We start from the raw sequence: 21,705 nt of genomic DNA, 5'->3' as shown, positions 1-21,705 counted from the left end.
ACCCAGTTCACACGTATTTCCAGCGCACCCGCGCAGCACCCGTTCCGGCGAGGGCGCGGAGCAACCGCGCGTAATGATCCGGCCAAAGGTTTTCGATTTCTTCAGCGCACAGTCCGTCCCAGGTACGCTCTGTTCGTCCATGGAAAGAAATCGGCCTGACGTTGACGAGTGAATTACTCCGGACCACTGTCACGGATGTAATTATCCCGGCGAATTCCACCTCATCTTTCACCCCGAAGCCTGCCCGCAGCAAAACCGGGTCCCAGGCTCATACACAGCTGCCAGCAACCGTGTAACCAAGAGGGAGATCTATGAATACCGCCCCTTCGGACGCGACTGTCCCCGAAGAGAGGTTTCAAGAGTTTCCGCTGACCGAGATCCAGTACGCCTACTGGGTCGGCCGGGGTCCCAACTTCGTGCTGGGCAACGTGGCTCCGCACGCCTACTTCGAGCTGGAAGGGCGCCGGCTGGACGTCGACCGGCTCTCCAGTGCCTGGCGCCGGCTCATCGCGCGCCACGACATGTTACGGGCCGTCGTGGCGGAAGACGGCCGGCAACGCGTCCTGGAGCACGTCCCCGACTTCCGGATTCGATGTACCGATGTGCGCTCGCTGCCCGCGGACGAAGCGGAGCGCACCCTCGACGGCATCCGGGATGAGATGTCACATCACGTCTACACCGCCGCGGACTGGCCGCTGTTCGACATCCGGCTCACCCGTCTTGCCGATTACGACCGCGTCCACATCAGCCTCGACCTGCTGATGGTCGACCTTGCGAGCATCACTCTGCTCTTCAGTGAGTGGAGTGCGCTGTACGTGGACCCCGACCATCACCTCGAACCGGTCGACGTGACCTTCCGCGACTACGCGCTGGCGCTGGAACGGGGAAGCCAGGCACCGCGCCACCAGAAGGCACTGGAGTACTGGACCAGTCGGGCGCAGACACTGGCCCCGCCGCCGGACCTCCCGCTCGCCAAGTCCCCGGTGAGTGTGCACAAGCCCCGCTTCTCGCACCGTGAGTTCCACCTCCCCGAAGAGGACTGGCAGCGCCTCCAGGAACGCTGCGAGGACCGCGGCCTGACCCCGACCGCGGTGCTGGCCACGGTCTTCTCCGAAGTGCTGGCGGCCTGGAGCGGTACCCGGCGCTTCACCCTCAACCTCACCTTGTTCAACCGGCTGCCACTGCTGCTGACCGAGGACGACGCCGGTCACCGCAGCCTGCATCCCCACCTGCGGCGGGTGGTCGGCGACTTCACCTCCATCTGTCTGCTGGAGATGGACGCCAGTGGTGGCAGGCCCCTCGAAGAGCGCGTCAACACCACCCAGCTCCAGCTCCAGCGCGATCTGCGCCACCGCCACGTCAGCGCCCTGCAGACCTTGCGCGAGCGCCGCCGGCTCGGACTGCAGGACGGGTTCGAGACGATGCCCGTGGTGTTCACCAGCGGGCTGGGCACCGCCGCCGACGTCTCGCAGGCCATGGACAGCTTCGGCGACATCTCCTACCGCATCAGCCAGACCCCGCAGGTATGGCTCGACCACCAGGTGGTCGACATCACCGGTTCGCTCAACCTGACGTGGGACTGCGTGGAGGAGCTCTTCCCCGCGGGGCTCCTGGACGACATGTTCGCCACGTACTGCGGCATGGTCGAGCAGCTGGCCTCCGACGACTCGCTGTGGGAAAAGGAGCTGCGCGTCACCCTGCCGTCCCGGCAGCTGACCGGCCGCGAGCAGGCCAACGACACCGCCGGCCAGGCCCCCGCCGGACTGCTGCACGAACCGCTGCTCGACATGGCCACCCGCCACCCGGACCGCCCCGCCGTACTCAGCAACGCCGGCACCCTCACCTACGGCGAACTGGCCGGACAGGCCCACGCCATCGCCGGGCGCCTCACCGAGCAGGCCGGCGACTCCGGCCTGCAGGACCGGCTGGTGGGCATCACCCTGCACAAGGGGCCCGCCCAGGTCGCCGCCGCCTACGGCACGATGATGGCCGGCGGTGCCTACCTCCCCGTCAGCGCCACTCTTCCGCTGCAGCGCCGGGCGCGCATCCTGGAGGACGGCAAGGCCCTGGCGGTCATCACGGACAAGGCCCTGGAGAGCGGACTGGAGTGGCCGCAGGGCGTGCCGCGCGTCCACGCCGACCAGGAGCCCCCGGCCGGCGGCTCCGTACGGCACCCGTCCGGGCCGGCGCGGCCGGAAGACCTGGCGTACGTCATCTACACCTCCGGGTCGACCGGGGCGCCCAAGGGCGTGATGATCGAGCACCACGCCGCGCTCAACACCGTCATCGACATCAACGAGCGCTTCGGCGTCGGCCCCGGGGACTTCGTCTTCGGCCTGGCCGACCTCAGTTTCGATCTGTCCGTCTACGACCTGTTCGGCACCTTCGCCGCGGGCGCCACGCTGGTGCTGCCCGACCAGGACCTGCGGTCGGACCCCGCGCACTGGGCGAAGGTCATGGCCACTTATGGCACGACCGTCTGGAACTCGGTACCGGCTCAGATGCAGATGCTCGTCGAGCACCTCGAAATGGGGGGTGAGATCCCCGAGGGGCTGCGGCTGGTGATGCTGAGCGGCGACTGGGTCCCGGTCGATCTGCCGGACCGCATCCGCGCGTTGTGGCCCGATGCCGAGGTCATCAGCCTGGGCGGCGCCACCGAGGCGTCGATCTGGTCGATCCACCACCGGATCGGCGAGACCGAAGCGGGCGCCAAGAGCGTGCCGTACGGGATACCGCTGCGCAACCAGACCTTCCACGTCCTGGACGCCCACCTCGACCCGTGCCCAGTCTGGACGGCGGGTGAGCTGCACATCGGCGGCGTGGGCCTGGCCCGCGGGTACTGGGCGGACGAGGAGCGGACGGCGGCGAGCTTCATCCGCCACCCGCTCACCGGGGAACGGCTCTACCGGACCGGCGACTTCGGCCGCTATCTGCCGGACGGCACGATCGAGTTCCTGGGACGCCGGGACGGCCAGGTCAAGATCAACGGGCACCGGGTCGAGCTGGGCGAGATCGAAACGACCCTCGCCCGCCACCCCGGCGTCGACAGCGCCGTCGTCGTGAAGGCGTCCGACGACGGTGGTGCGTCCCGGCTGATCGGGTATGTCGTGCCGTCGGAGGACGACAGCGCGCTGTTCGTGACCGAGCACGCGGACCAGGAGGTCAGCCAGGGCCAGTGGCAGGCGCTGCGCGACACCGCCGGGATGCCGGCCCCCGGGCCGGGCCCCGAGGAGCTGCGGACCGCCTGGGACGTGCTCAACGACGTCCACGCCGTCGCGACCGCGACCGCCTTCCGCTCCTTCGGGCTGCCGCACTCCCCCGGTGAGCCGTTCGACCCTGCGGCACTGCGCGGAGCCGGTATCGCGCCGCGCTACGAGCGCTGGCTCGCGCGCGCGGTCGGCTCCCTGGAGCAGGCCGGCTTCCTGCGGCGGGGCCCGGCCGGACACGAGGTGGCGCGGGAGCTGCCCACCGCCGTCCCGCCGGAGCTGGCGCAGCGGGCCCGGACCGTGCTCAAGGACGTCCTGGACATCGCCGAGGACGTCAGCGACTGGATGCTCTCCCTCGCCGGTGACCTGGCCGGCGTGCTGACCCAGAGCATCCACTCGGCCGAGCTGTACGCCTCCGACCGGACCCCGGGCATCTACGAGAAGCTGTTCGGCCCGACCTACGCGACCGCGACCGAGGCCGTACGGAACATGGTGGCGTCCTGGCCCGCCGACCGGCCCCTGAATGTGCTGGAGGTCGGGTCCGGTTACGGCTCGCTGACGCGGCATCTGCTGCCGCTGCTGCCGCCCGACCGCACCGAGTACGTCTTCACGGACATCTCCCGCTACTTCACCGACCGGGCGCAGTCCGCCTTCGAGGACTTCCCGTTCGTGCGGTACGAGCTGTTCGACCTCGACCAGCCGGCCGAGACCCAGGGCTTCGAGAACCAGTCCGCCGACCTGGTCATCGCCGCGAGCGTGCTGCACGACATGCGCCAGGTCCGGCGCACGCTGAACAGTCTGCGCTCCGTGATGGCGCCGGGAGGCGTGCTCCTGCTGGTCGAGCAGACCACCTTCCATCCGTGGTTCGACCTGGTGATGGGCCTTCAGCAGGGCTTCGACAACTTCGAGGACACGGATCTGCGTACCGGGCACTGTCTGCTGGACCGCGGTCAGTGGCAGCGGGAGCTGACGGCTGCCGGGTTCGCCGACACGGAGGTGATCACCACCTCCGGCGGTCCGGGCTCGGTCGGTTTCGACGTGATCGTCGCCCAGGGCCCCGGCACCGGACGCCGGTTCGCCCCCGAGGAGCTGCGCTCCTTCGCCGCCGACCACCTGGCCAAGTACATGGTGCCGGCGCAGCTTCTCGCGCTGAGCGAGCTTCCGCTCAGCAGCACCGGCAAGGTGGACCGCAAGGCCCTGGCGAAGGCGGGAGCGCGCAGTTCGATGCGCAACCGCCCGGCCAAGCCACCGCGTACCGACCGGCAGTTCAAGCTGGTCGAGATCTGGCGCGAGGTCCTGGGTCTGAAGAGTGTGGACATGGCCGACGACTTCCTGGAGGCGGGCGGCGACTCGCTGCTCGCGGCCCGGGTGGCGGCCAACCTGCAGTCGGCGTTCGATGTCACCGTGCCCGTCGGCACGATTCTGCAGCACACGACGGTGGAGGCACTCGATACGTACCTGGAGCAGCTGCTCGGCCCGTCCGAGCTGATGCCGGAGGAGAAGTGATGACCGCCGCAGGAGAAGTGATGACCGAGACCACCCCGTTGACCCAGGAGCGGATCGTGCGCTGGTTCGCCGATTTCCTGGCGGAGATCCTCGACACCTCCCCGGAGGCGATCGACCCGACGGCTCCGCTGGACCAGCTGGGTGCCGACTCGGCGACCGTCCTGGTGATCTGCGCCCGACTCCGTGAGGACCTGGGCGCCCGGGTGCGCCCCAAGGACGTCCTCCAGCACTTCACGGCCGAGGGAGTGGCCCGGTACCTGGCCGGACCCGTCCCGGCGAAGGGGTGAGACGAAACATGCACTCAGTCGCGATGCCCCGCTGGATTGTCAGCGGGGCACCGCGGCCGGCCGCCCCCAAGCTCTACTGCTTCGCGCAGGGGGGCGGTTCGGCCGCGGAGTACCTCCGCTGGGCCCGTGACCTGCCGGGAGCCGAAATCCACGCCGTACAGCTGCCGGGTCGTGGCTCGCGCCTCAACGAACCGGTGTTCACCTCGATGGACCCACTCGTCGAGGGCCTGCTGGCCAATCTTCCGCTCGGCGCCGCGCCCTACGCCTTCTTCGGGCACAGCCTCGGTTCGCTCATCGCGTACGAGGTGACCCGGGCGCTGCGTGAGGCGGACCGTCCGCTGCCCGCACGGCTCGTGGTCTCCGGCTATCCGGCGCCCCATCTGCCGCGCACCTCACAGGAGCTGCACACGCTGCCGGACGCCGAGCTGATCGAAACGGTGTCCCGGACCCACGGCGGCATCCCGGAGGAGGTGCTGGCCTCCGCGGAGCTGCGGGAGCTGGCGGCCATCGCGCTGCGCGCGGACTACCAGGTCCTGGAGACCTACTCCTGGCGTGCCGGGGAGCCGCTGTCGCTGCCGATCACGGTGTTCGGCGGCCGCGCGGACCATGTCACCGCCGAACAGCTCCAGGCGTGGCAGGAGCTCACGACGGGCGAGGTCACCGTGCAGCAGTTCCCCGGCGGCCACTTCTACCTGCGTGAGCAGCCCGCCCCCGTCCTGCGGTCGCTCGCGGGTGCGCTCCGGTCGGTCCGTACGAAGGAGAGGAGCGCACCGTGCTGACCTTCGCCGCCGCGTCACTGGTCCTGGTCATGATCCCCGGCCCGGACCAGGCCCTGATCACCCGCAACGCCCTCGCCGGCGGCAGGGCGGCCGGGCTGCTCACGATGGTGGGCGGAGCGCTCGGGCTGAGCGTTCATGTGGCAGCGGCGGTGCTGGGCATCTCCACCCTGCTGGTCGCCTCGGCGACCGCGTTCACCATCCTGAAGGTCGTGGGCGCCGGCTATCTGGTGTGGATGGGCATAGCGACGTTCCTGAGCGCCCGACGCACCATGACCCAGAAGACAGAAGATGCCGACCCGGAGGCCGCAAAACTGGACACCAAATACCTCCGGCACGGCTTCCTCTCCAACTCACTCAACCCCAAGGTCGCCCTCTTCTTCGTGACCTTCCTCCCCCAGTTCCTGCCGGCCGGTCACAACGTGTTCCCCAGGGCACTGCTGCTGTCGCTGGCGTTCGCGCTGATCTACCTCCTGTGGTTCAGCCTGTACGTCCTCACGGTCGACCACTTCGGCAAGGTGCTGCGCCGCCCACGGGTGAGAGCCCGAATAGAGCAGGTAACGGGAATCCTCCTCATCGGCTTCGCGGCACGACTGGCTTTCCAGTCGCCGTGAACGGGCGGGGGCAGGCGCCCGTGAAACGGCAGCGGCAGATGCCTGGCGGGCGGTGACGCGGCGGTGGTGGTGGTCGCGCCGGGCAGAGTCGAGCAGAGTCGGGCAGAGGAGGGGTCTCCGGGGGCTGGGCTTCTGGAGACCCCTCCCGGCTGGGAGGCCGACCGCCTCCCGAAGGCGGGGACCGCCGCCACGTCACCACGCCGCACCTCCAGACCTCCAGGTCGTCCACGAGGAACGACAGGGACCAGGAGCCATAGACCCGAATGCGGATCAAGCCCCACCCGCTACACTGACCGCGGTGGCCCGGCCTCATGGCCAGGCCTCCGCTCGCTGTCGGCAAGCCGCTCTGGATCATCGCGTCTACCTGGACCGATTCCCGGGCACATTCCCGACGGATCCCCGCCTCCGTAGCTCAGGGGATAGAGCACCGCTCTCCTAAAGCGGGTGTCGCAGGTTCGAATCCTGCCGGGGGCACCAGGCGCCGCGTATGCGGCGGGCACGATGAAGGCCCAGGTCGGCCGGTGGAGAACCGGGCGCCTGGGCCTTGATCATTCTTAAGCCGGGATCACGCGGCGTCCGTCGTTGCCAGCGGCAGCTACAGCGCGGCGGGGGCCTTCTTGTACCAGCCGGCGATGACGCTCACCAGGTGAACGATGTTCTGGGTCCGCATGATCGGCGCAGCGGCGTTCGGCTCGAAGTCGTCGTTCGCCCCGGTGGTACGCCAGATGCTGGATTCAGAGACCGGCGCGGCCATATGCGGGTCGAGCCGTTTGAAGAACGCCGTGATGTCGTCCAGCTCGACCGGGTTGTCGCCCGCACGAAGCTCACGGAACACGCCGCCGAGAACCCGGAGCATACCCACCGAGCCCAGAAGAGAAGTGCGGCGTACCTCCTGCGCCAGGGTGAGGACTCCAGGCTGACGCTCCGCGTCAGGATCGTCCTCGGTGAGGTTGGCGAGGTCAGTGAAGGCGTTGGAGATGACGTCAAGGAAGTCCTTGACCTGCTCGATCACCTCGCCGTCGGTGAGAGTCTGCTCGGCCTTCTTGCTGATTCGGCCGCCGGCGCCGGCGATGACGGCGCGCGTGATGTCGGCAACGTGTTTAGCACCCATGAAGTTGGGGTTCTTGAGAGTCATGCGGTCCTGCTCGGCATCGACCCGGCCCTTCAGCAGCGGGTGATCGATGACATCCGACAGCGTTCGGTTGGCGACCTTGTAGCTGTCGAAGCGGGCGCGGACGGCGCTACTGATGCCTTTGGCGTTGTCTGCGACGTCCACGAACATCTGCTGGGCCTTGATCGGGTCGGGCTCGACGTAGATGTCCAGACCGACGTACTCCGCCTTCAGACGGTTCATCTGGCTGATGAGCTTCTCGCGCTCGACCTCAAGCTTGGCGGCCTTCTCCGGGCTGACCTTGCGGGCAACCTCGCGGTCGACGGCGGAGATGGCATCGGTGATGCGCTGCTTCTCGATGGCGACGCCGAGCACACGGTGCTGGCCGTCAATGGTCCGCAGGGAAGAGATGCCGCCGATCGCCCACGGGACGGTGAGGTAGCCGACGGCACCCTGATCGTCCACCTTCTCGAAGGCGCAGCCGCCACCGTCCCGAGCCAGGAGTGTGGGGGCAACCCAGTCCTGCTTGGCATCGAGGTATTCACCGAAGTGTTTGGCGTGGAGACGGTCGACCTTGCGGTTGTCTTTGTCGACGTTGTTCGGGTCGGGAACAGGGAGGATGGTCGGGAGGTCGAGGAGAGGTACGCGCACGCTGTAGACGGTGCGACCGCCCTGAGGCGTCTTGATGGCAAGGTAGGTGCTGGAGTCCTGCGGCTTGGACAGCCGCAGAGGATCGACAGTGATGCTCATGCAGTCCCCCCATTGGGATCAACCGCGCACAAGTCAAGCGCGGAAACAAGCAAACATTAAGTTCAAGCCGAAACTTGCAGGCGGTAAGTTCTTAATATGACCGCCAAGTTGATGACCCTTGGCTATACGCGCTTCGCTTGGGACCATTGCCGACCGCATCTGACTGATCCAGTGAGCAGCTGGTGCAACAGCACACGGAATTCGGTCAGGGGCTATGCGCGGACAAGCTGCCGGAGGCGGAGCGCTCGATAGGCCATGGCCTGCTCAGGTGAGGCCGGTTTGCCAGGACCAGGAGGCTATTTCTACGCGGTTGCGGAGATTCAGTTTGGACTGGATGTTGGCGAGGTGGGTCTTTGCGGTGCCGGGTGAGATGACGAGTTCGGTGGCGATTTCCTGGTTGGTGGAGCCTCGGGCCACCAGGCGGACGATTTCGCGTTCGCGGTCCGTGAGGGCTTCGGGGCCCGGGTGGGGGCATGCGGCCGGGGGCGGGGAGAGCTTTCGGAGGAGTCGTACGGTGATTTGGGGGCTGATCAGGGCGTCGCCCGCCATCGCTGCGCGGACGCCCTCGATCAGCAGGGTCGGGCCGGAGCGTTTGAGGAGGAAGCCGCAGGCGCCGTGGTGGAGGGCGGTGTGGACGTAGTCGTCGAGGTCGAAGGTGGTGACGACGACCACCCTGGTTGGCCGGGTGGCCTCGGGCCCCGCTAGCAGGCGGGTGAGTTCCAGGCCGTCGAGGCGGGGCATACGGATGTCCGCCAGGACGACGTCCGGGCGGAGGTGGCGGGCCAGGTCGAGCGCTGTGGCGCCGTCCGCGGCCTCGCCGACGACGGTCATGTCCGGCTGTGAGTTAAGGACGAGTCGGAAGCCGCTGCGGACGTCGTCCTGGTCGTCGGCCAGGAGGATGCGGGTGGGGGTGCCGCTCATGTCTTCTCCTGGGGGTGAGGGTGGGTCTCCTGGGGGTGGGGGTGGGTCTGCGGGAGTACGGCCAGTACTTGCCAACCGCCTTCGTATGGGCCGTAGGAGAGGGTTCCGCCGCCGGTTGCCTGTACGCGTTCGCGCAGGGCTTTCAGGCCGCGTCCGCCGTGGCCGTCGCGGATCCGTCGGGGGCGGAGGGTGGTGGCGGGCGTGGTGGTGGGAGTGGTGGCGGGTGCGGTGGCGGGCGTGGTTCCGGAGTCGTTGAGGATCTGGATTTTTAGGGCGGGTGCGGGGGCGGTGGCGAGGCTGCGGGTGGTGACGGGGGTAAGGGCCACTTCGACGCGGGTGGCTCCGGGGGCGTGGCGGCGGACGTTGGTGAGGGCTTCTACGACCAGCCGGTAGGCCGTGGAGCTGGTTTCGCGGGAGAGGGTTTGGGACGTGGTGGGCGGCATGGTGAGCCGGGCTTCGGCGGCTCCTGCGGAGGTGAAGCGCTCGATGAGGGTGGGGAGTTGGTCTACTCCTGGTGGGGGCTCGGGGTGGGGGCTGGGCTCCGGGGGTAGGCCCTTTGGTGTCGGTGCTCCCTGAGGTACGAGGGCAGTTGATGGTTCCGGGGTATGCGGGCTGGTGATGTCGTTGCCGTTTGCCTCGTGGAGCATCCGGACCGTGCGGTCCATGGACTCCAAGGCGTTCAGACCGGCTCGTTCGATGCGTTCCAGGGCGGGCAGGGCCTGGCCCGGGTCGGACGCGGCGACGAAGCGGGCGGCCTGCGCCTGGGCGACGATTCCGCTGATGTCGTGTGCGACGAAGTCGTGTAGATCCCGGGCGAGTTCGAGCTGCTGGGAGCGTCGGGTTTCGATGACCAGTCGGTACCGCCGGTTTTCCACCAGCCGTGGGTAGCCGCCGACGACAGCGGCGCCCAGGACCGGCAGCGTCCAGAAGGCGGCGGCTCCGGCCAGTGAGAGCAGGGACGGCGACGGGATCAGCGGCAGTGTCCACGTCGCGACCGCCATGCCTGCCACCGCACCCGCGATCAACGCCTGCCGGAGCGGCGCCCAACGGGCCACTACGGCAAGGAGCATCAGCAGCACCGCCATCTCGGCCAGCCGCCATACGGACCCCCAGGACGTCGACGGGGGATGCGAGACCACCGTGGTCGCCAGTGAGAGGCCGCCGGCGATTGCCAGCGGGCGGGCGAGGCGGGCACGCGAGCGCGGCCAGCAAGCGACGGTCCAGAGGAGCAGGGCGGCGGATGCGAGGGCCGGGACGGCTCCGTAGGGGATCGCCGCCCAGGTGCCGTACGCGAGGGCGAGGGCGAGGGTGAGGGTGACGGCGAGGGTGACGGCGAGGGCGGTCAGGGCTGTGCAGGCCGTTGTGGCGGCGGTGGCGGGCGCGAGATGGGGTGCGGGCCGGGGCGGAGGCGGGGCCAGGGCCGGGGTCGGGGTCGGGGTCGGGGTCGGGGTCGGGGTCGGGGGTAGGTTGCGGCGCCTCATCTCGCGTCTGTCCCCACGTGACGCCTCATCCAGGCTCACCCCCATGTGTCGCCTCGGGATTCATCGTCCCTGTATCTATCGCTGTATGCCTTGAACCGGCCTAAGGCGTAGGGGAGTTCGTTGCCTCCCCATGCCGTCGATCCTACGAGCGGCCGTGTACGCGCTCCCTCCGCCGATCGGCAGAGGTGACGCCCCATCCAGCGCCAGGGATCTGCCGATCGGCAGATGGTCGCGAGTGGGGGCCCGGCGACAGATTGGAGGCGTCATCGGCAGGGTGGTGGCCGTCAAGGCTGCTGCGTATTCGGGGAGTTCATCGTGACCGGTATTGGTTCTTCCGTTCGTTCGTCCTCTGTGGACAGTTCCGGCTGCTTCGTGTCTTCGCGGCGTCGTAGGGCCGTGGTGGGAACCGGCGCCGCCGTGGCCATGCTTGTTGCGCTGACGGGGCTTACGCCCGCCGCGTCCGCTGCTCCCTCGGGTGCCGCGGAGGCATCGACGGCACCGGCCGGGCTCGCCCGGGTGAGTGGACAGGCCCGCGTCTTCTACGTCTACTCGCCGCGCGACGACATCCGCTTCTCGGTCGATGCCAAGGCGGCCCCGTTCAGTCGGCCCGTCGATGGGCTGCCCCAGGGGATGCCCACCGACGCGCGGGGCACGGTCACGATCTCCCACTGGTCGCCCGAGAAGAAGCAGGGCCGGCGTGCGGAGGCCGCGGTGGACTGCCTGGCCACCGGGGGCGATACCGCGACGCTCAGCGCCGTTGTCACCAAGTCCGAGGATCCCGACGAGATCGGGGAGCGGCTGGGCTTCAGCGTCAAGAGCGGCGGGCCGGGCAAGGGGCGGTTCGGGTTCTCCTGGGCGGTCTCGAACGTCGATGTCGTCGATGGGAAGGCCGTCTTTCCGCATGTCGGCACCTGTATGGCACCGGCCCCGTTCGCGTCGGTGACGAAGGGCGGCTTCAAGGTCAGGCATGCGGAGCTGCCGCCGCTGCCGACGGGGTGGGGGAAGCGGGCCGACGGGGGCAGCTCCCGATGACGCGTCGGGCCTGTGGCGGTGCGCCGGGACGGTCCGGACGGTGTGAGTTATCCACAGGGGCGACGGGGACCCCCGCGAAGCTCGTAGGCTTTCGGAATGGCTCTGGCGGACGTGGAAGTGGTCGTGGACATGGATGTGGAAGGCGCTTCGGACGCAAGCGAGGCGGTGCAGGTGCTGCGCCGGGTGTTCGGGTATGACGAGTTCCGCGGCAGTCAGCAGGAGATCATCGAGCACGTCATAGGGGGCGGGGACGCGGTCGTCCTGATGCCGACCGGTGGCGGCAAGTCGCTGTGTTATCAGATTCCGTCGCTGGTCAGAAGCGGTGTGGGGATTGTGATCTCACCGCTGATCGCGTTGATGCAGGACCAGGTCGACGCCTTGCGGGCGCTCGGTGTGCGGGCCGGGTTCCTGAATTCGACGCAGGATCTGGAGGAGCGTCGGCTCGTCGAGGCGGAGTTTCTGGCCGGAGAGCTGGATCTGCTGTATCTGGCGCCCGAGCGGCTGCGGGTGGAGCAGACGCTGAATCTGCTCGACCGCGGCAAGATCTCGCTCTTCGCGATCGACGAGGCACACTGTGTCGCCCAGTGGGGCCACGATTTCCGGCCGGACTATCTGGCTCTGTCGATGCTGCACGAGCGGTGGCCCGAGGTGCCGCGGATCGCGCTGACCGCCACGGCGACCGAGGCCACGCACACCGAGATCACCTCACGGCTGCGGATGGCGGACGCCCGGCATTTCGTGGCGAGCTTCGACCGGCCGAACATCCAGTACCGCATCGCCTCGAAGAGCGAGCCGAAGAAGCAGCTGCTGGAGCTGCTGCGGAACGAGCATGCCGGGGACGCGGGGATCGTCTACTGCCTGTCGCGGGCATCGGTGGAGAAGACCGCGCAGTTCCTGGTGGAGAACGGCATCCCGGCGGTGCCGTACCACGCGGGGCTGGACGCGCGGATGCGCGCAGAGCACCAGGCCCGCTTCCTGCGTGAGGACGGGCTCGTCGTGGTCGCCACGATCGCGTTCGGGATGGGCATCGACAAGCCGGATGTCCGGTTCGTGGCCCATCTGGATCTGCCGAAGTCCGTGGAGGGCTACTACCAGGAGACGGGGCGCGCCGGGCGGGACGGGCAGCCGTCGACGGCCTGGCTCGCGTACGGGCTGCAGGATGTGGTGCAGCAGCGGAAGATGATCGACGGGTCGGAGGGCGACGAGGCCCATCGGCGGCGGCTGTCGGCCCATCTCGACGCGATGCTGGCGCTGTGCGAGACCGTGCAGTGCCGGCGGGTGCGGCTGCTGGCCTACTTCGGGCAGGAGAGCAGCGCATGCGGCAACTGCGATACGTGCCTGACCCCGCCGCAGACCTGGGACGGCACGGTGTCCGCGCAGAAGCTGCTGTCCACGGTCGTACGGCTGAAGCGGGAGCGCGGGCAGAAGTTCGGCGCGGGCCAGATCATCGACATCCTGATGGGGAAGAAGACCGCCAAGGTCATCCAGTTCGATCACGACGGGCTGAGCGTCTTCGGAGTGGGGGACGACCTCCGGGAAGCCGAATGGCGGGGCGTCGTACGGCAGTTGCTGGCGCAGGGGCTGCTGGCCGTCGAGGGTGATTACGGCACGCTGGTGCTCACCGAAGCGAGCGGTGAGGTGCTGGGCGGCCGGCGCGAGGTGCCGATGCGGCGGGAGCCGGAGAAGGCGGCACGGCCGGCCAAGGCGAAGGCGAAGGGCAAGCGCGCGGTCCCGGCGGACCTGCCGGAAGCTGCACTGCCGGTCTTCGAGGCGCTGCGCGGCTGGCGGGGCCGTACGGCCAAGGAGCAGGGCGTGCCCGCGTATGTGATCTTCCACGATGCGACGCTGCGGGAGATCGCCACGCTCGGGCCGACGACGACGGCCGAACTGGGCACGGTCAGCGGAGTCGGCGAGAACAAGCTCGCCAAGTACGGCCAGCAGATCCTGGATGTGCTGGCCGGGCGGGAGAGTCAGGAGGATGTGCTGGATGCGGGGGCTGTCGGCGCCGGAGCGGGCGCCGGGGCCGGATCCGGCGCCGGAGCCGCGAAGGTGGCTGGGGCTGCCGACGAGCCTCACCTCGCTCCGGAGCCCGAAGACGAGGAACTGCCGGAGCCGCCGGATGACATCGATTGGTGAGACGGGGGGCATGGATCGCTGAGCTGGAGCGGAGGTCTTCGGTCGGTTGAGCCGGAGCCGATGTCGTCGGCCGGTGAGCCGATGACGGAGTGCCGCTGCGCTCGGTCACGGGTGGGCCATGAGCTGCGCCCCGAAGGGGATTTCAGTGGCTTTGGCCCGGCCTGCGCGGGCGCTCCTTCACAGGACCGATCCCAGAGATCCCGGTGACTGTTACACAACGGATGGATCGCCGTTAAGGACGCTCCGTAACGTTCTGACTTCGATCGCGTCCTTTTTCCGTCCCCTGGTCCGTCCCTCATCCCGCCCCTCATCCCCTATCGCATCCCCACGGCGGCCCGAGCCGCCCACGACGAGGAGTACCCATGCCGGCCCAGCGCCGCTCCGTGATCCGTACCGTCACCGTCGCCACCGGTGCGCTGGCCGTGCTGCTGCTGCCTGCGGGCGCCGCCATGGCCGCCGAACCCACCGGCCCCTCGGAGAGCCGGACGTCGATCATGCTGCCCGACAACGGGCTGGCCGGGCTGGCGGAGAAGGCCGGCCAGCTGCCCACGGCAGGGCTGATCGGTGGGGCCGCTGCGCTGGGCGTGGTCGGTACGACCCTCGCCGTCCACCGCCGACGCCACGGAAGCCACGGAAGCCGCCACAGCCAGCAGGCCTGAACTACTCCTCCTCCCCCACCAGCCGCTGGATCTCCTCATAGCCCAGCACCTCGCCGCCCGCCCCGCCCGCTTCCGTCGGCGCACGGCCCGTGCGGATGGCGTCCGCGGCCGTGAGGGTGGCCTGCAGCGCGGTCCGGAAGAGCAGCGAGCCGGTGCTGATGCGGCGTACGCCCAGCTCCGCCAGACGGCTGACGGTATGTCGCCCGGGAGCGAAGAGGATGTTCAGCGGGGCGGGGATCTCGGCGACCAGCACCGAGATGTCCTCGTCGGCGATCACGCCCGGTACGAAGACGCCGTCGGCCCCCGCGGTCAGGTAGGCCTCGGCGCGTGAGAGCGTCACCGAGAGCGGCGGCGGGTTGTCCGCGAGCCAGTGGGTGTCGACCCGGGCGTTGAGGAAGAGGCCCGGTGCCCGTTCCTTCACCGCGCTGATCAATTCGGCCTGCCGCGCCGGATCCTGCAGCCCCTCGCCGCCGGGCAGCCCGTCCTCCAGATTCAGCCCGGCCGCCCCCGCCTCCGCCAACTCGGCGGCCAAATCCCCCACTTGACCGGCGTCGCCGCCGAATCCGCCCTCCACGTCGACGGTGTAAGGGCAGGTCAGCCGACCGTTGAGCCGCAGTGCCAGCGCCACCGTGGCATCCCGGACCTCGGCGAGCCCGCGCCCGTCCGGGTAGCCGTGGGCCGCGGCGACGCCCAGGCTCGTGGTGCCGACTGCCGCGTATCCGGCCCCGGCGAGTGCGACGGCCGAGATGACGTCCCAGGCGTTGGGCAGCAGCAGCGGCTGATCGGCGTGGTGCAGCGCGTGGAAGTGGAAGGTGGCGTACTCCGGGGAGGTGCTCATATGGGCACCGTAGGCCGGAGTCCCTTCCCTAGGGGGCGAAGACTCGCGGCGGACAAGTGAGTCATGACCACTCCGGCGTACAGCCACCGAGTGCGCCGACGCCCGTCCACCGCCAGAAGCGCCGCACACCGCCCGGCCCCGCCCTCATCTCCCCCACCATCGCCCGGCCCGGCCCGCACCCCGAAATCGCCACGCGCCCGCCACCAGGAAGCCGCCGAGAACAGGCAGCCTTCACCCCGTCATCCCAGCCCGTCATCCCGGCCCGTCACCCCACCCGGTCGTCCCCTCCACACATCCCCGCCCGCCCGTACACCGTGACCCTGGCCCCCCGCACCTCCCTGCTGCTGCACACCTCGAAGGCGGTGCGCAGCGTGGACCGCTTGGCGATCTCCTGGTCGGTGTCGTCGGCCGGCTGGCCGTCCGGGTCGCCGGCGACGACGATCCGGTGGGCGGCCAGCATCCGCTCGCGGATCGCATCGCCGGAGCGCTCGGTGCCGTACAGGGTGTGCGAGGCCAACGGGCTCCTGGCCAGTGCGAGGTCGTGCAGCCCGCGGAAGTCGTGCGGCCGGGTCGCGGCCCAGATCCGCCGCCGGGACGGCATGAACAGCAGCCCGTCACCGGGCTCGGCCACCTCGCGTACGGCGTGCGCGACCGCGGTGACATCGTCGACCCGGCTGTCCGGGCTGCGCAGATGGACGTTGACGGGCAGCAGCACCACCAGCACCAGCCCGACCGTCACCGCCCACCGCAGCCGCCGGCCACGGGTCTGGCCCCGCTCGCCCGGCGGCCGCAGCAGCCGCGCCAGCGCGGCGCCCGCGAGCAGTGCGAACCCGACGACGTAGTAGAGGACATAGCGGTCCACGTAGGCCGGTTCGACATGGGAGAGCAGCAGCAGGAGGAGGGTGGGCAGAAGCAGCAGGGGGATGCCGAGGGCCCGGAGCCCGATGGGGCCGCGGGAGCGGATCCGGACGCGGGCGCAGGCGAGGCCGAGGACGGCGAGCACGGCGAACGTCAGCAGCTGGAGCGGGTCCGGCCACATGAGCCAGCTGATCTGTGCCGACTGCCGGGTGCTGAACACCGCGAGCGGGGCCAGACCGGCGAGAACGGTGCCCGAGGCGAGCAGCCAGGCGCGCAGTACCCGGCGGGGCAGTCGCGCCAGGACCACCGCGGCGCCGTGCGCGGGCAGCGCCAGCACCGCGAACTCGTGCAGCAGACAGGCGGCCAGCATCAGCGCCGTATAGCCGAGCCACAGCCTTCGGCGCGGGCGGGCCGCGGTCAGCACCAGCAGATAGCTCGCCCAGACGACCAGCGCGCAGACGATCGCGTACGAGCGGCCCTCCTGCGCGTACTGCTGCACGACCGGGATCAGCGCGAAGGTGCAGCCCGCCAGCAGGCCCGCCCGGCGGCCGACCAGACGCCGGCCCAGCAGCGCGACCCCGGCGGCAGCGACCGTCATCGCGGCCACGGACGGCAGCCGCAGACCGACGGCCTCGCCGAAGGCGCCGCCGAGGGTGACGTCGTAGACGCGGAACCAGAGGTGCATCAGCGCGTAGTAGAGGCCATGGACGACATCGACGTGCTGCAGCGTGTGCCAGAGGTCGGCCAGGCTGCGGTGCGCCATGTCGTAGGTGACCGCCTCGTCGCGCCATATGGCGTCCTGCCGGCGGATGCCCCACGCCCCCAGGGACAGCATCAGACCGGAGGGCAACAACACCACCGCGCCCTGCGCCGCCCAGGCACCGGGGGCGGCTGCGGCGGACGCGTACGTCTTCTGCGCTGGCGCTACGTCGATGACGGACTCCGGTCACGCGCGGGACGGACGGACAGACAGTCAGAAAGGCAGGCTCACGGTAGGGCGGACCGCCAGTAGCCGACCAGACGGGCGAGCGGGGCGGCGGGCGGTGACGCGGAGGGGGGCCGCGGGACGGACGCCCGCGGCCCCCCGGCCCGCTCAGGTGATGCGGACCAGCTTCGCTCCGAAGGACGGCTCGACGAGGTCCTGCTGCAGGGCGACCGGCACCTTCTGCTTGCTCTCGCCGTTGCCGACGGTCAGCACGCCGACCTCGGTACCGGCCTTCGCGGTGTGCGGGACGGTCTTGCCCCCGTCACCGACGCTCAACGTCAGCTTCTGGCCGGGGACTCCCACCGCCTTCAGGTCCTTGGTGGCGACGACCGGCGTGCGTCCGTTCAGGCCGTCGTCGACATAGCCGACCACCTGGCCCTTCTTCACCGCCGTGGCCGAGGTCAGCGCGCTGCGTACGGCCTCGATGACCTTCTTGCTGTTGTTCTTGACCATGGTGAGGCTGTTGGAGGCGTTCGGGTCCAGGCCCTTGAAGTGCTGGTCCATCATCGTGCCCAGTATCAGCTGGTCCTTGCCGTCGACGGTCTTGTAGGCCGCCCAGGACAGCGTGCCGCCCGCCGCCGTGCTGGAGCCGGTCTTGATGCCCTTGATGCTCAGCCCGGCCAGCAGCAGGTCGTCGTTGTTGTTGTTGATCCGCTTCGGCAGGCCCTGGATCTCGGCGTTGGGCATGGCGACGATCGGCCGGAAGGCGTCGAACTTCATGACGGCCTCGGCCAGCTTGAGCTGGTCGACCGCGGTGCTCACGGTCTTCGGGTCCAGGCCGCTGGGGTCGGTGTAGGTGGTGTTCTTCATGCCCAGGTCCTTGGCGGCGGCGTTCATCTTCTTGACGAACGCCCCCTCGTTGGAGGACTGGGTGTCCCAACGGGCCAGCAGCCGGGCAATGTTGTTGCCGGACGGGATCATCAGCATCTTCAGCATGTCCTGCTGGCTGAACTCCTGCCCCGCCCTGAGCCCCTCGATCCGCGACTCGTCCGTGGAACCGCCCTCAGTCACCGCCTTGGCGTCGACCCCGATCTGCGGGCCCGTCTTGCCCTTCTTGAGCGGGTGGTCCCGGAGGACGACATAGGCCGTCATGATCTTGGCCACGCTCGCGGTCGGCACCGGCTTCTGCGGGCCGAACGTCCCCAGGTCCCCGGAGCCCACCACCTTGACCGCGGCCTGCCCCTCCGCGGGCCACGGGATGTCGAGCTTGCCGCCCTCGAAGGTGAACGAGGACTTGGCGTCGCCGACGGTGAGCGTCGGGTCGGGCAGCGGGCGCACCGCCTGGGCGACCACGAAGATGATCACCAGCAGCACCGCCAGCGGGGTCCAGATCTTGAACCGGCGGACGACCGAACGCAGCGGGGTCTCGGGCGGCGGCGGGGTGTTGGTGAGCTGCGCCAGGAGGTCGAGCGGCGGCAGCGGCTGCTGCTTGGTGTGCTCGGAATCGGGCAGCGCGGCGGGAGCGGGCGTGGCGCCCGTGGTGGCGGACGGCGTGGCGCCCGTACGGTCCGCGGGCTTGGGTGCGGCAGGCTTGGGCGCCGCGGTGGGCTCGGCGGCCTTCGCGGTCCCGGCGGGCTTCGTGGCCCCGGTCGACTTTCCGGTCCCGGTGGACTTCGCGGGCTCGGCGGCCGGCAGCGCGCCGGGGGCCTTGCCGGCCGGCTTGGCGCCGGCCTTGTCCGCCGCCTTGTCGGACGCCTTGTCCTCGTCCCCTGGCTTGTCCGCGGCCTTGTCAGGCGTACGGGCAGGCGTCTTCGGCGCCGTCTTGCCCAGCGACCTGCCGGCCGTACCGTCGTCCGCCGACTTCAGCGCCACGAACTGACTGGTCCGCTCCGAGTCCCGCTCGGCGGCCTTCGGAGCCTTGGCGTCCTTGGCGTCCTTGGCGTCCTTCTTGCCGTCGGTCTTGGCGTCAGCCTTGGTGTCGGTCTTGGCGTCAGCCTTGGCGTCAGCCTTGGCGTCAGCCTTGGCGTCAGCCTTGGCGTCAGCCTTGGCGTCAGCCTTGGCGTCAGCCTTGGCGTCAGCCTTGGCGTCGGTCTCGGCCTTGCCCGCGGCCTTGCCGTCAGTCTTGCCCTTGGCCTCCGGATTGTCCTTGGCCTCGGGCTTGTCCTTGGCCTCCGGCTTGTCCTTGGCCTCGGGCTTGTCCTTGGCCTTGCTCTTGGCCGCGTCGCCGTCCTTGGCGGGTGGGGAGATCTTGAACGCGGTGGTCGCGTGATCGACGCCCTCCGCCTCGGCCAGCTTCTTCGACTTCGCGAAGGCAAAGACTCGCGTCGCCTCGTCGACGGCCGACCCCTCGGCCTCGACCTCGGCGTCGGCCTCGGCCGCGTCGCCGCCCTTGCCGTCGCCGTTGCTCGCCTTCGCCGCATCGGCCGCCCCACCGGGCTTGCCCTTCTGCGGCCCGACGGTCTTGAACACGGAGGTCGGCTGATCGACAACCGCAACCTTGGCCCGCGACTCGGACTTGCCCTCGGATTCGGGCTTGTCCCCGGATTCGGGCTTGTCCCCGGACTTAGACCCGGCCCCGGACTCGTTCTCGGACGCCGACTCGGTCTCGGTCTCGGCAGCCTTCGCCGTGCCCGCCTTCTCCTCCGACTTCACCTGCTGCTTTGCACCAGGCTTCGCATCGGGCTTCGCTTCCGGCGTTGCTTCCGACTTTGCTTCCTGCTTCGCCTCCGACTTTGCGGCGGCACCCGCAACGTCCTCGTCAGCATCCCCGTCGGCACCGTCAGCGCCCTCGGGCGCGTCAGAGGCACCGGCATCGGCGTCAGCATCGGCATCACCCTCACCGTCGCCCTCACCCGCCTCGGCGTCCTCATCGCCCTTCGTGGCGACCCAGGCGGCCACAGCGGCCCGCAGACGGTCTTCGCCACCCTCGGCGCCCGCACCGTCCTCCTCGGCCCCCTGAGGCTCCTCAGACGCGCTTTCGGATGCCGACCCGGCCCCGGACTCCGCATCCGCCCCGGACTCCGGCTCACCGCCCGCCTCGGGCTTCGACTTCGCCGCGGACTCCGCTCCCGGCTTCGCCTCGGACTTCGACTCCTCCACAGGTTTCGACTGCTTCCCGGCACCCGATCCCTTCGCCGACCCCTTGGCCGACCCGTTAGCCGGCTCCTTGGCCGACCCCTTTGCCGACTTCTCCGTCGACTCCTCCGCCGATCCCTTCGCCGGTTCGCTCGCCGATTCGTCCGGCTCCCCGCGGAAGGCCGACAGCCGCGGATCACGTGCTTTCCGCGCCGTCTTCCCCGACGACTGCTTCTTGTCCGACTTGTCGGGGGACTCGCCCGCCACCGATGTCTCCTTCATACGTCCCACTGCTGCCTGGCCCAGTGTTCCCAAGTCTCCTGTGTCCACGTGGCCTCATCTCGCCGCCACGCGTACCGGAAGGCGCCGCACCCCTCAGAAAGATGTCGCCGACGTGCAAGACGAGAACGACATACCTACCGGTTCCCTAACGAACCACCCACGCACTCTCGACAGATGAATGTGAGAGGGGTCACCCTGTCATTCATCCACGCGGGGAGGCATGGATGGGCAGGAGCCGCAGAACAATTCCGGAGGAGCTTCTGCTGCTCGCTTTGGACCCGACCACGGGCACCACAGCGCAGCCGCAGTCGCTCGACCTCGGCCTGGCCGGGGCACAGCTAGTAGAGCTGGCTCTGGCAGGACGGATAGCCCCAGACGGGGATCGTATCGCCGTGGTGATGGCACGGCCGACAGGAGATCCAACTCTGGACTCCGCGCTCGAATTGCTGCGCCGACGCGGCAGTCCGGTGCGCGCGGTCCACTGGATCGGCGGGCCCCGACTCGGGCTGCGCCAGACCTACCTCACGCATCTCGAACGGTGCGGCATGGTGCATGCCGTGGCGGGCCAGATGTGCGGGGTGCTGCCGACGACGCGCTACCAGGCGACGGAGACGGCCATCAGCCGGGAAATCAGGGCCCGGCTGGATAACGCGATCCGCACCGGCGTACCCCCGGACCCGCGGACCGCGGCGCTCGCCGCGCTGGCCCATGCGGTCGGACTCGGCAAGCATCTGTATCCAGGGAACGAGGGGCGGTCATTGCGCTCCCGTCTCCGGGATCTGATTCGGCACGACCCGATGGGCGGGCTGGTCGCACACGCCGTCATGGATGTGCAGAACGGTGTCGCGGCCCAGCCCAGGCGGCAGCAGGCGGCCGCCGCGGGAGTGGTCCGGCAACCGGCGGCGGCACGGGCCACGGCGGACCCGGCCGGCGCGCCGGTCCAGTCGCGGCACGGCCATGGCCGGATGGCCCGGGTAGGCGCCCGCTGACGCCGCAGCACCAGCACATCAGGGAGCAACCGCAGATCGCCGTAGATCGCCATAGGTCGCGGTAGAACTCGGTACGACATCTGGCACCACCCGGCGCAGCACTCGCACCACGCACCACCCGCACCACCCGTCCCCGAAGTCACGTACGGGAGCCGCAGCAACAGGCGCGGGGTGGCGGGCCGACCGTTCTCAGAAACGGCCGGTCCGCCGCCCCGCGCGTCTGCTCGCTCGCCTTCTGTGCCCATTTCACTGCGCGGTG

14 protein-coding genes and 1 tRNA gene are annotated in these 21,705 nt (G+C 69.6%); 9 read left to right on the top strand and 6 right to left on the bottom strand.

Annotated elements, in window-relative coordinates:
* Positions 1 to 311 precede the first annotated feature (311 nt).
* From STRTU_RS20680 to STRTU_RS20660, 5 genes are all read left to right on the top strand, one after another.
* A complete protein-coding gene (locus STRTU_RS20680; RefSeq protein ID WP_159744989.1) occupies positions 312 to 4,712 on the top strand; it encodes a non-ribosomal peptide synthetase in 4,401 nt (1,466 codons plus the stop codon).
* On the top strand, positions 4,712 to 4,999 hold the full coding sequence (locus STRTU_RS20675; protein WP_159744987.1) for an acyl carrier protein: 288 nt from the start codon (positions 4,712 to 4,714) through the stop codon (positions 4,997 to 4,999). The genes STRTU_RS20680 and STRTU_RS20675 overlap by 1 nt, the downstream gene beginning before the upstream one ends.
* 8 nt (positions 5,000 to 5,007) lie before the next feature.
* The gene (locus tag STRTU_RS20670) at positions 5,008 to 5,778 is read left to right on the top strand and encodes a thioesterase II family protein (protein ID WP_159744985.1); all 771 of its coding nucleotides are present in this window, start codon (positions 5,008 to 5,010) and stop codon (positions 5,776 to 5,778) included.
* Positions 5,772 to 6,389 (top strand): LysE family translocator, encoded by a 618-nt coding sequence (locus STRTU_RS20665; RefSeq protein WP_159744983.1) that lies wholly within the window; start codon positions 5,772 to 5,774, stop codon positions 6,387 to 6,389. The genes STRTU_RS20670 and STRTU_RS20665 overlap by 7 nt, the downstream gene beginning before the upstream one ends.
* A 401-nt stretch (positions 6,390 to 6,790) precedes the next feature.
* Positions 6,791 to 6,866: transfer RNA gene (locus tag STRTU_RS20660), tRNA-Arg, on the top strand.
* A gap of 118 nt (positions 6,867 to 6,984) precedes the next feature.
* Here the strand turns inward: STRTU_RS20660 and STRTU_RS20655 are convergent.
* The 3 genes from STRTU_RS20655 to STRTU_RS20645 form a co-directional block, all read right to left on the bottom strand.
* On the bottom strand, positions 6,985 to 8,250 hold the full coding sequence (locus STRTU_RS20655; protein ID WP_159744981.1) for a DNA sulfur modification protein DndB: 1,266 nt from the start codon (positions 8,248 to 8,250) through the stop codon (positions 6,985 to 6,987).
* A gap of 264 nt (positions 8,251 to 8,514) precedes the next feature.
* On the bottom strand, positions 8,515 to 9,171 hold the full coding sequence (locus STRTU_RS20650) for a response regulator (RefSeq protein ID WP_159744979.1): 657 nt from the start codon (positions 9,169 to 9,171) through the stop codon (positions 8,515 to 8,517).
* Positions 9,168 to 10,652, bottom strand: coding sequence for a sensor histidine kinase (locus STRTU_RS20645; RefSeq protein ID WP_246240906.1), 1,485 nt, complete (start codon positions 10,650 to 10,652; stop codon positions 9,168 to 9,170). The genes STRTU_RS20650 and STRTU_RS20645 overlap by 4 nt, the downstream gene beginning before the upstream one ends.
* Before the next feature lie 423 nt (positions 10,653 to 11,075).
* On the opposite strand from STRTU_RS20645, the gene STRTU_RS20640 reads away from it, so the two are divergent.
* The 3 genes from STRTU_RS20640 (at position 11,076) to STRTU_RS20630 (ending at position 14,479) form a co-directional block, all read left to right on the top strand.
* Positions 11,076 to 11,684: a hypothetical protein gene (locus STRTU_RS20640; RefSeq protein WP_167539256.1), complete on the top strand. Its 609-nt coding sequence runs from the start codon at positions 11,076 to 11,078 to the stop codon at positions 11,682 to 11,684.
* A 96-nt stretch (positions 11,685 to 11,780) separates the two neighbouring features.
* Complete coding sequence (recQ, locus tag STRTU_RS20635; RefSeq protein ID WP_159744975.1) at positions 11,781 to 13,820, top strand: DNA helicase RecQ; 2,040 nt, start codon at positions 11,781 to 11,783, stop codon at positions 13,818 to 13,820.
* 362 nt (positions 13,821 to 14,182) lie between these two features.
* Positions 14,183 to 14,479 carry a hypothetical protein gene (locus tag STRTU_RS20630; RefSeq protein ID WP_159744973.1) on the top strand — a complete coding sequence of 99 codons (297 nt, stop codon included), beginning with the start codon at positions 14,183 to 14,185 and terminating at the stop codon, positions 14,477 to 14,479.
* A 1-nt stretch (position 14,480) separates the two neighbouring features.
* Here the strand turns inward: STRTU_RS20630 and STRTU_RS20625 are convergent, their stop codons facing one another.
* The 3 genes from STRTU_RS20625 to STRTU_RS20615 all read right to left on the bottom strand — a co-directional run bounded on the left by STRTU_RS20625 (position 14,481) and on the right by STRTU_RS20615 (position 20,457).
* Entirely contained in the window at positions 14,481 to 15,317 is an 837-nt protein-coding gene (locus tag STRTU_RS20625) for an isocitrate lyase/PEP mutase family protein (protein WP_159744971.1), read from the bottom strand.
* A 265-nt stretch (positions 15,318 to 15,582) separates the two neighbouring features.
* Positions 15,583 to 17,031 carry a glycosyltransferase family 39 protein gene (locus STRTU_RS20620; RefSeq protein WP_269777376.1) on the bottom strand — a complete coding sequence of 483 codons (1,449 nt, stop codon included), beginning with the start codon at positions 17,029 to 17,031 and terminating at the stop codon, positions 15,583 to 15,585.
* Between the two features lie 237 nt (positions 17,032 to 17,268).
* Entirely contained in the window at positions 17,269 to 20,457 is a 3,189-nt protein-coding gene (locus tag STRTU_RS20615) for a D-alanyl-D-alanine carboxypeptidase family protein (protein ID WP_246240894.1), read from the bottom strand.
* A 224-nt stretch (positions 20,458 to 20,681) separates the two neighbouring features.
* Between STRTU_RS20615 and STRTU_RS20610 the strand changes: the two genes are divergently transcribed.
* Positions 20,682 to 21,446, top strand: a complete 765-nt coding sequence (locus STRTU_RS20610; RefSeq protein ID WP_159744969.1) for a GOLPH3/VPS74 family protein — start codon at positions 20,682 to 20,684, stop codon at positions 21,444 to 21,446.
* The last annotated feature ends 259 nt before the right edge of the window (positions 21,447 to 21,705 follow it).

Origin of the sequence: Streptomyces tubercidicus (genome assembly GCF_027497495.1) — a bacterium.
GTDB lineage: Bacteria > Actinomycetota > Actinomycetes > Streptomycetales > Streptomycetaceae > Streptomyces > Streptomyces tubercidicus.
This window is presented reverse-complemented; position numbering and strand designations above follow the sequence as displayed.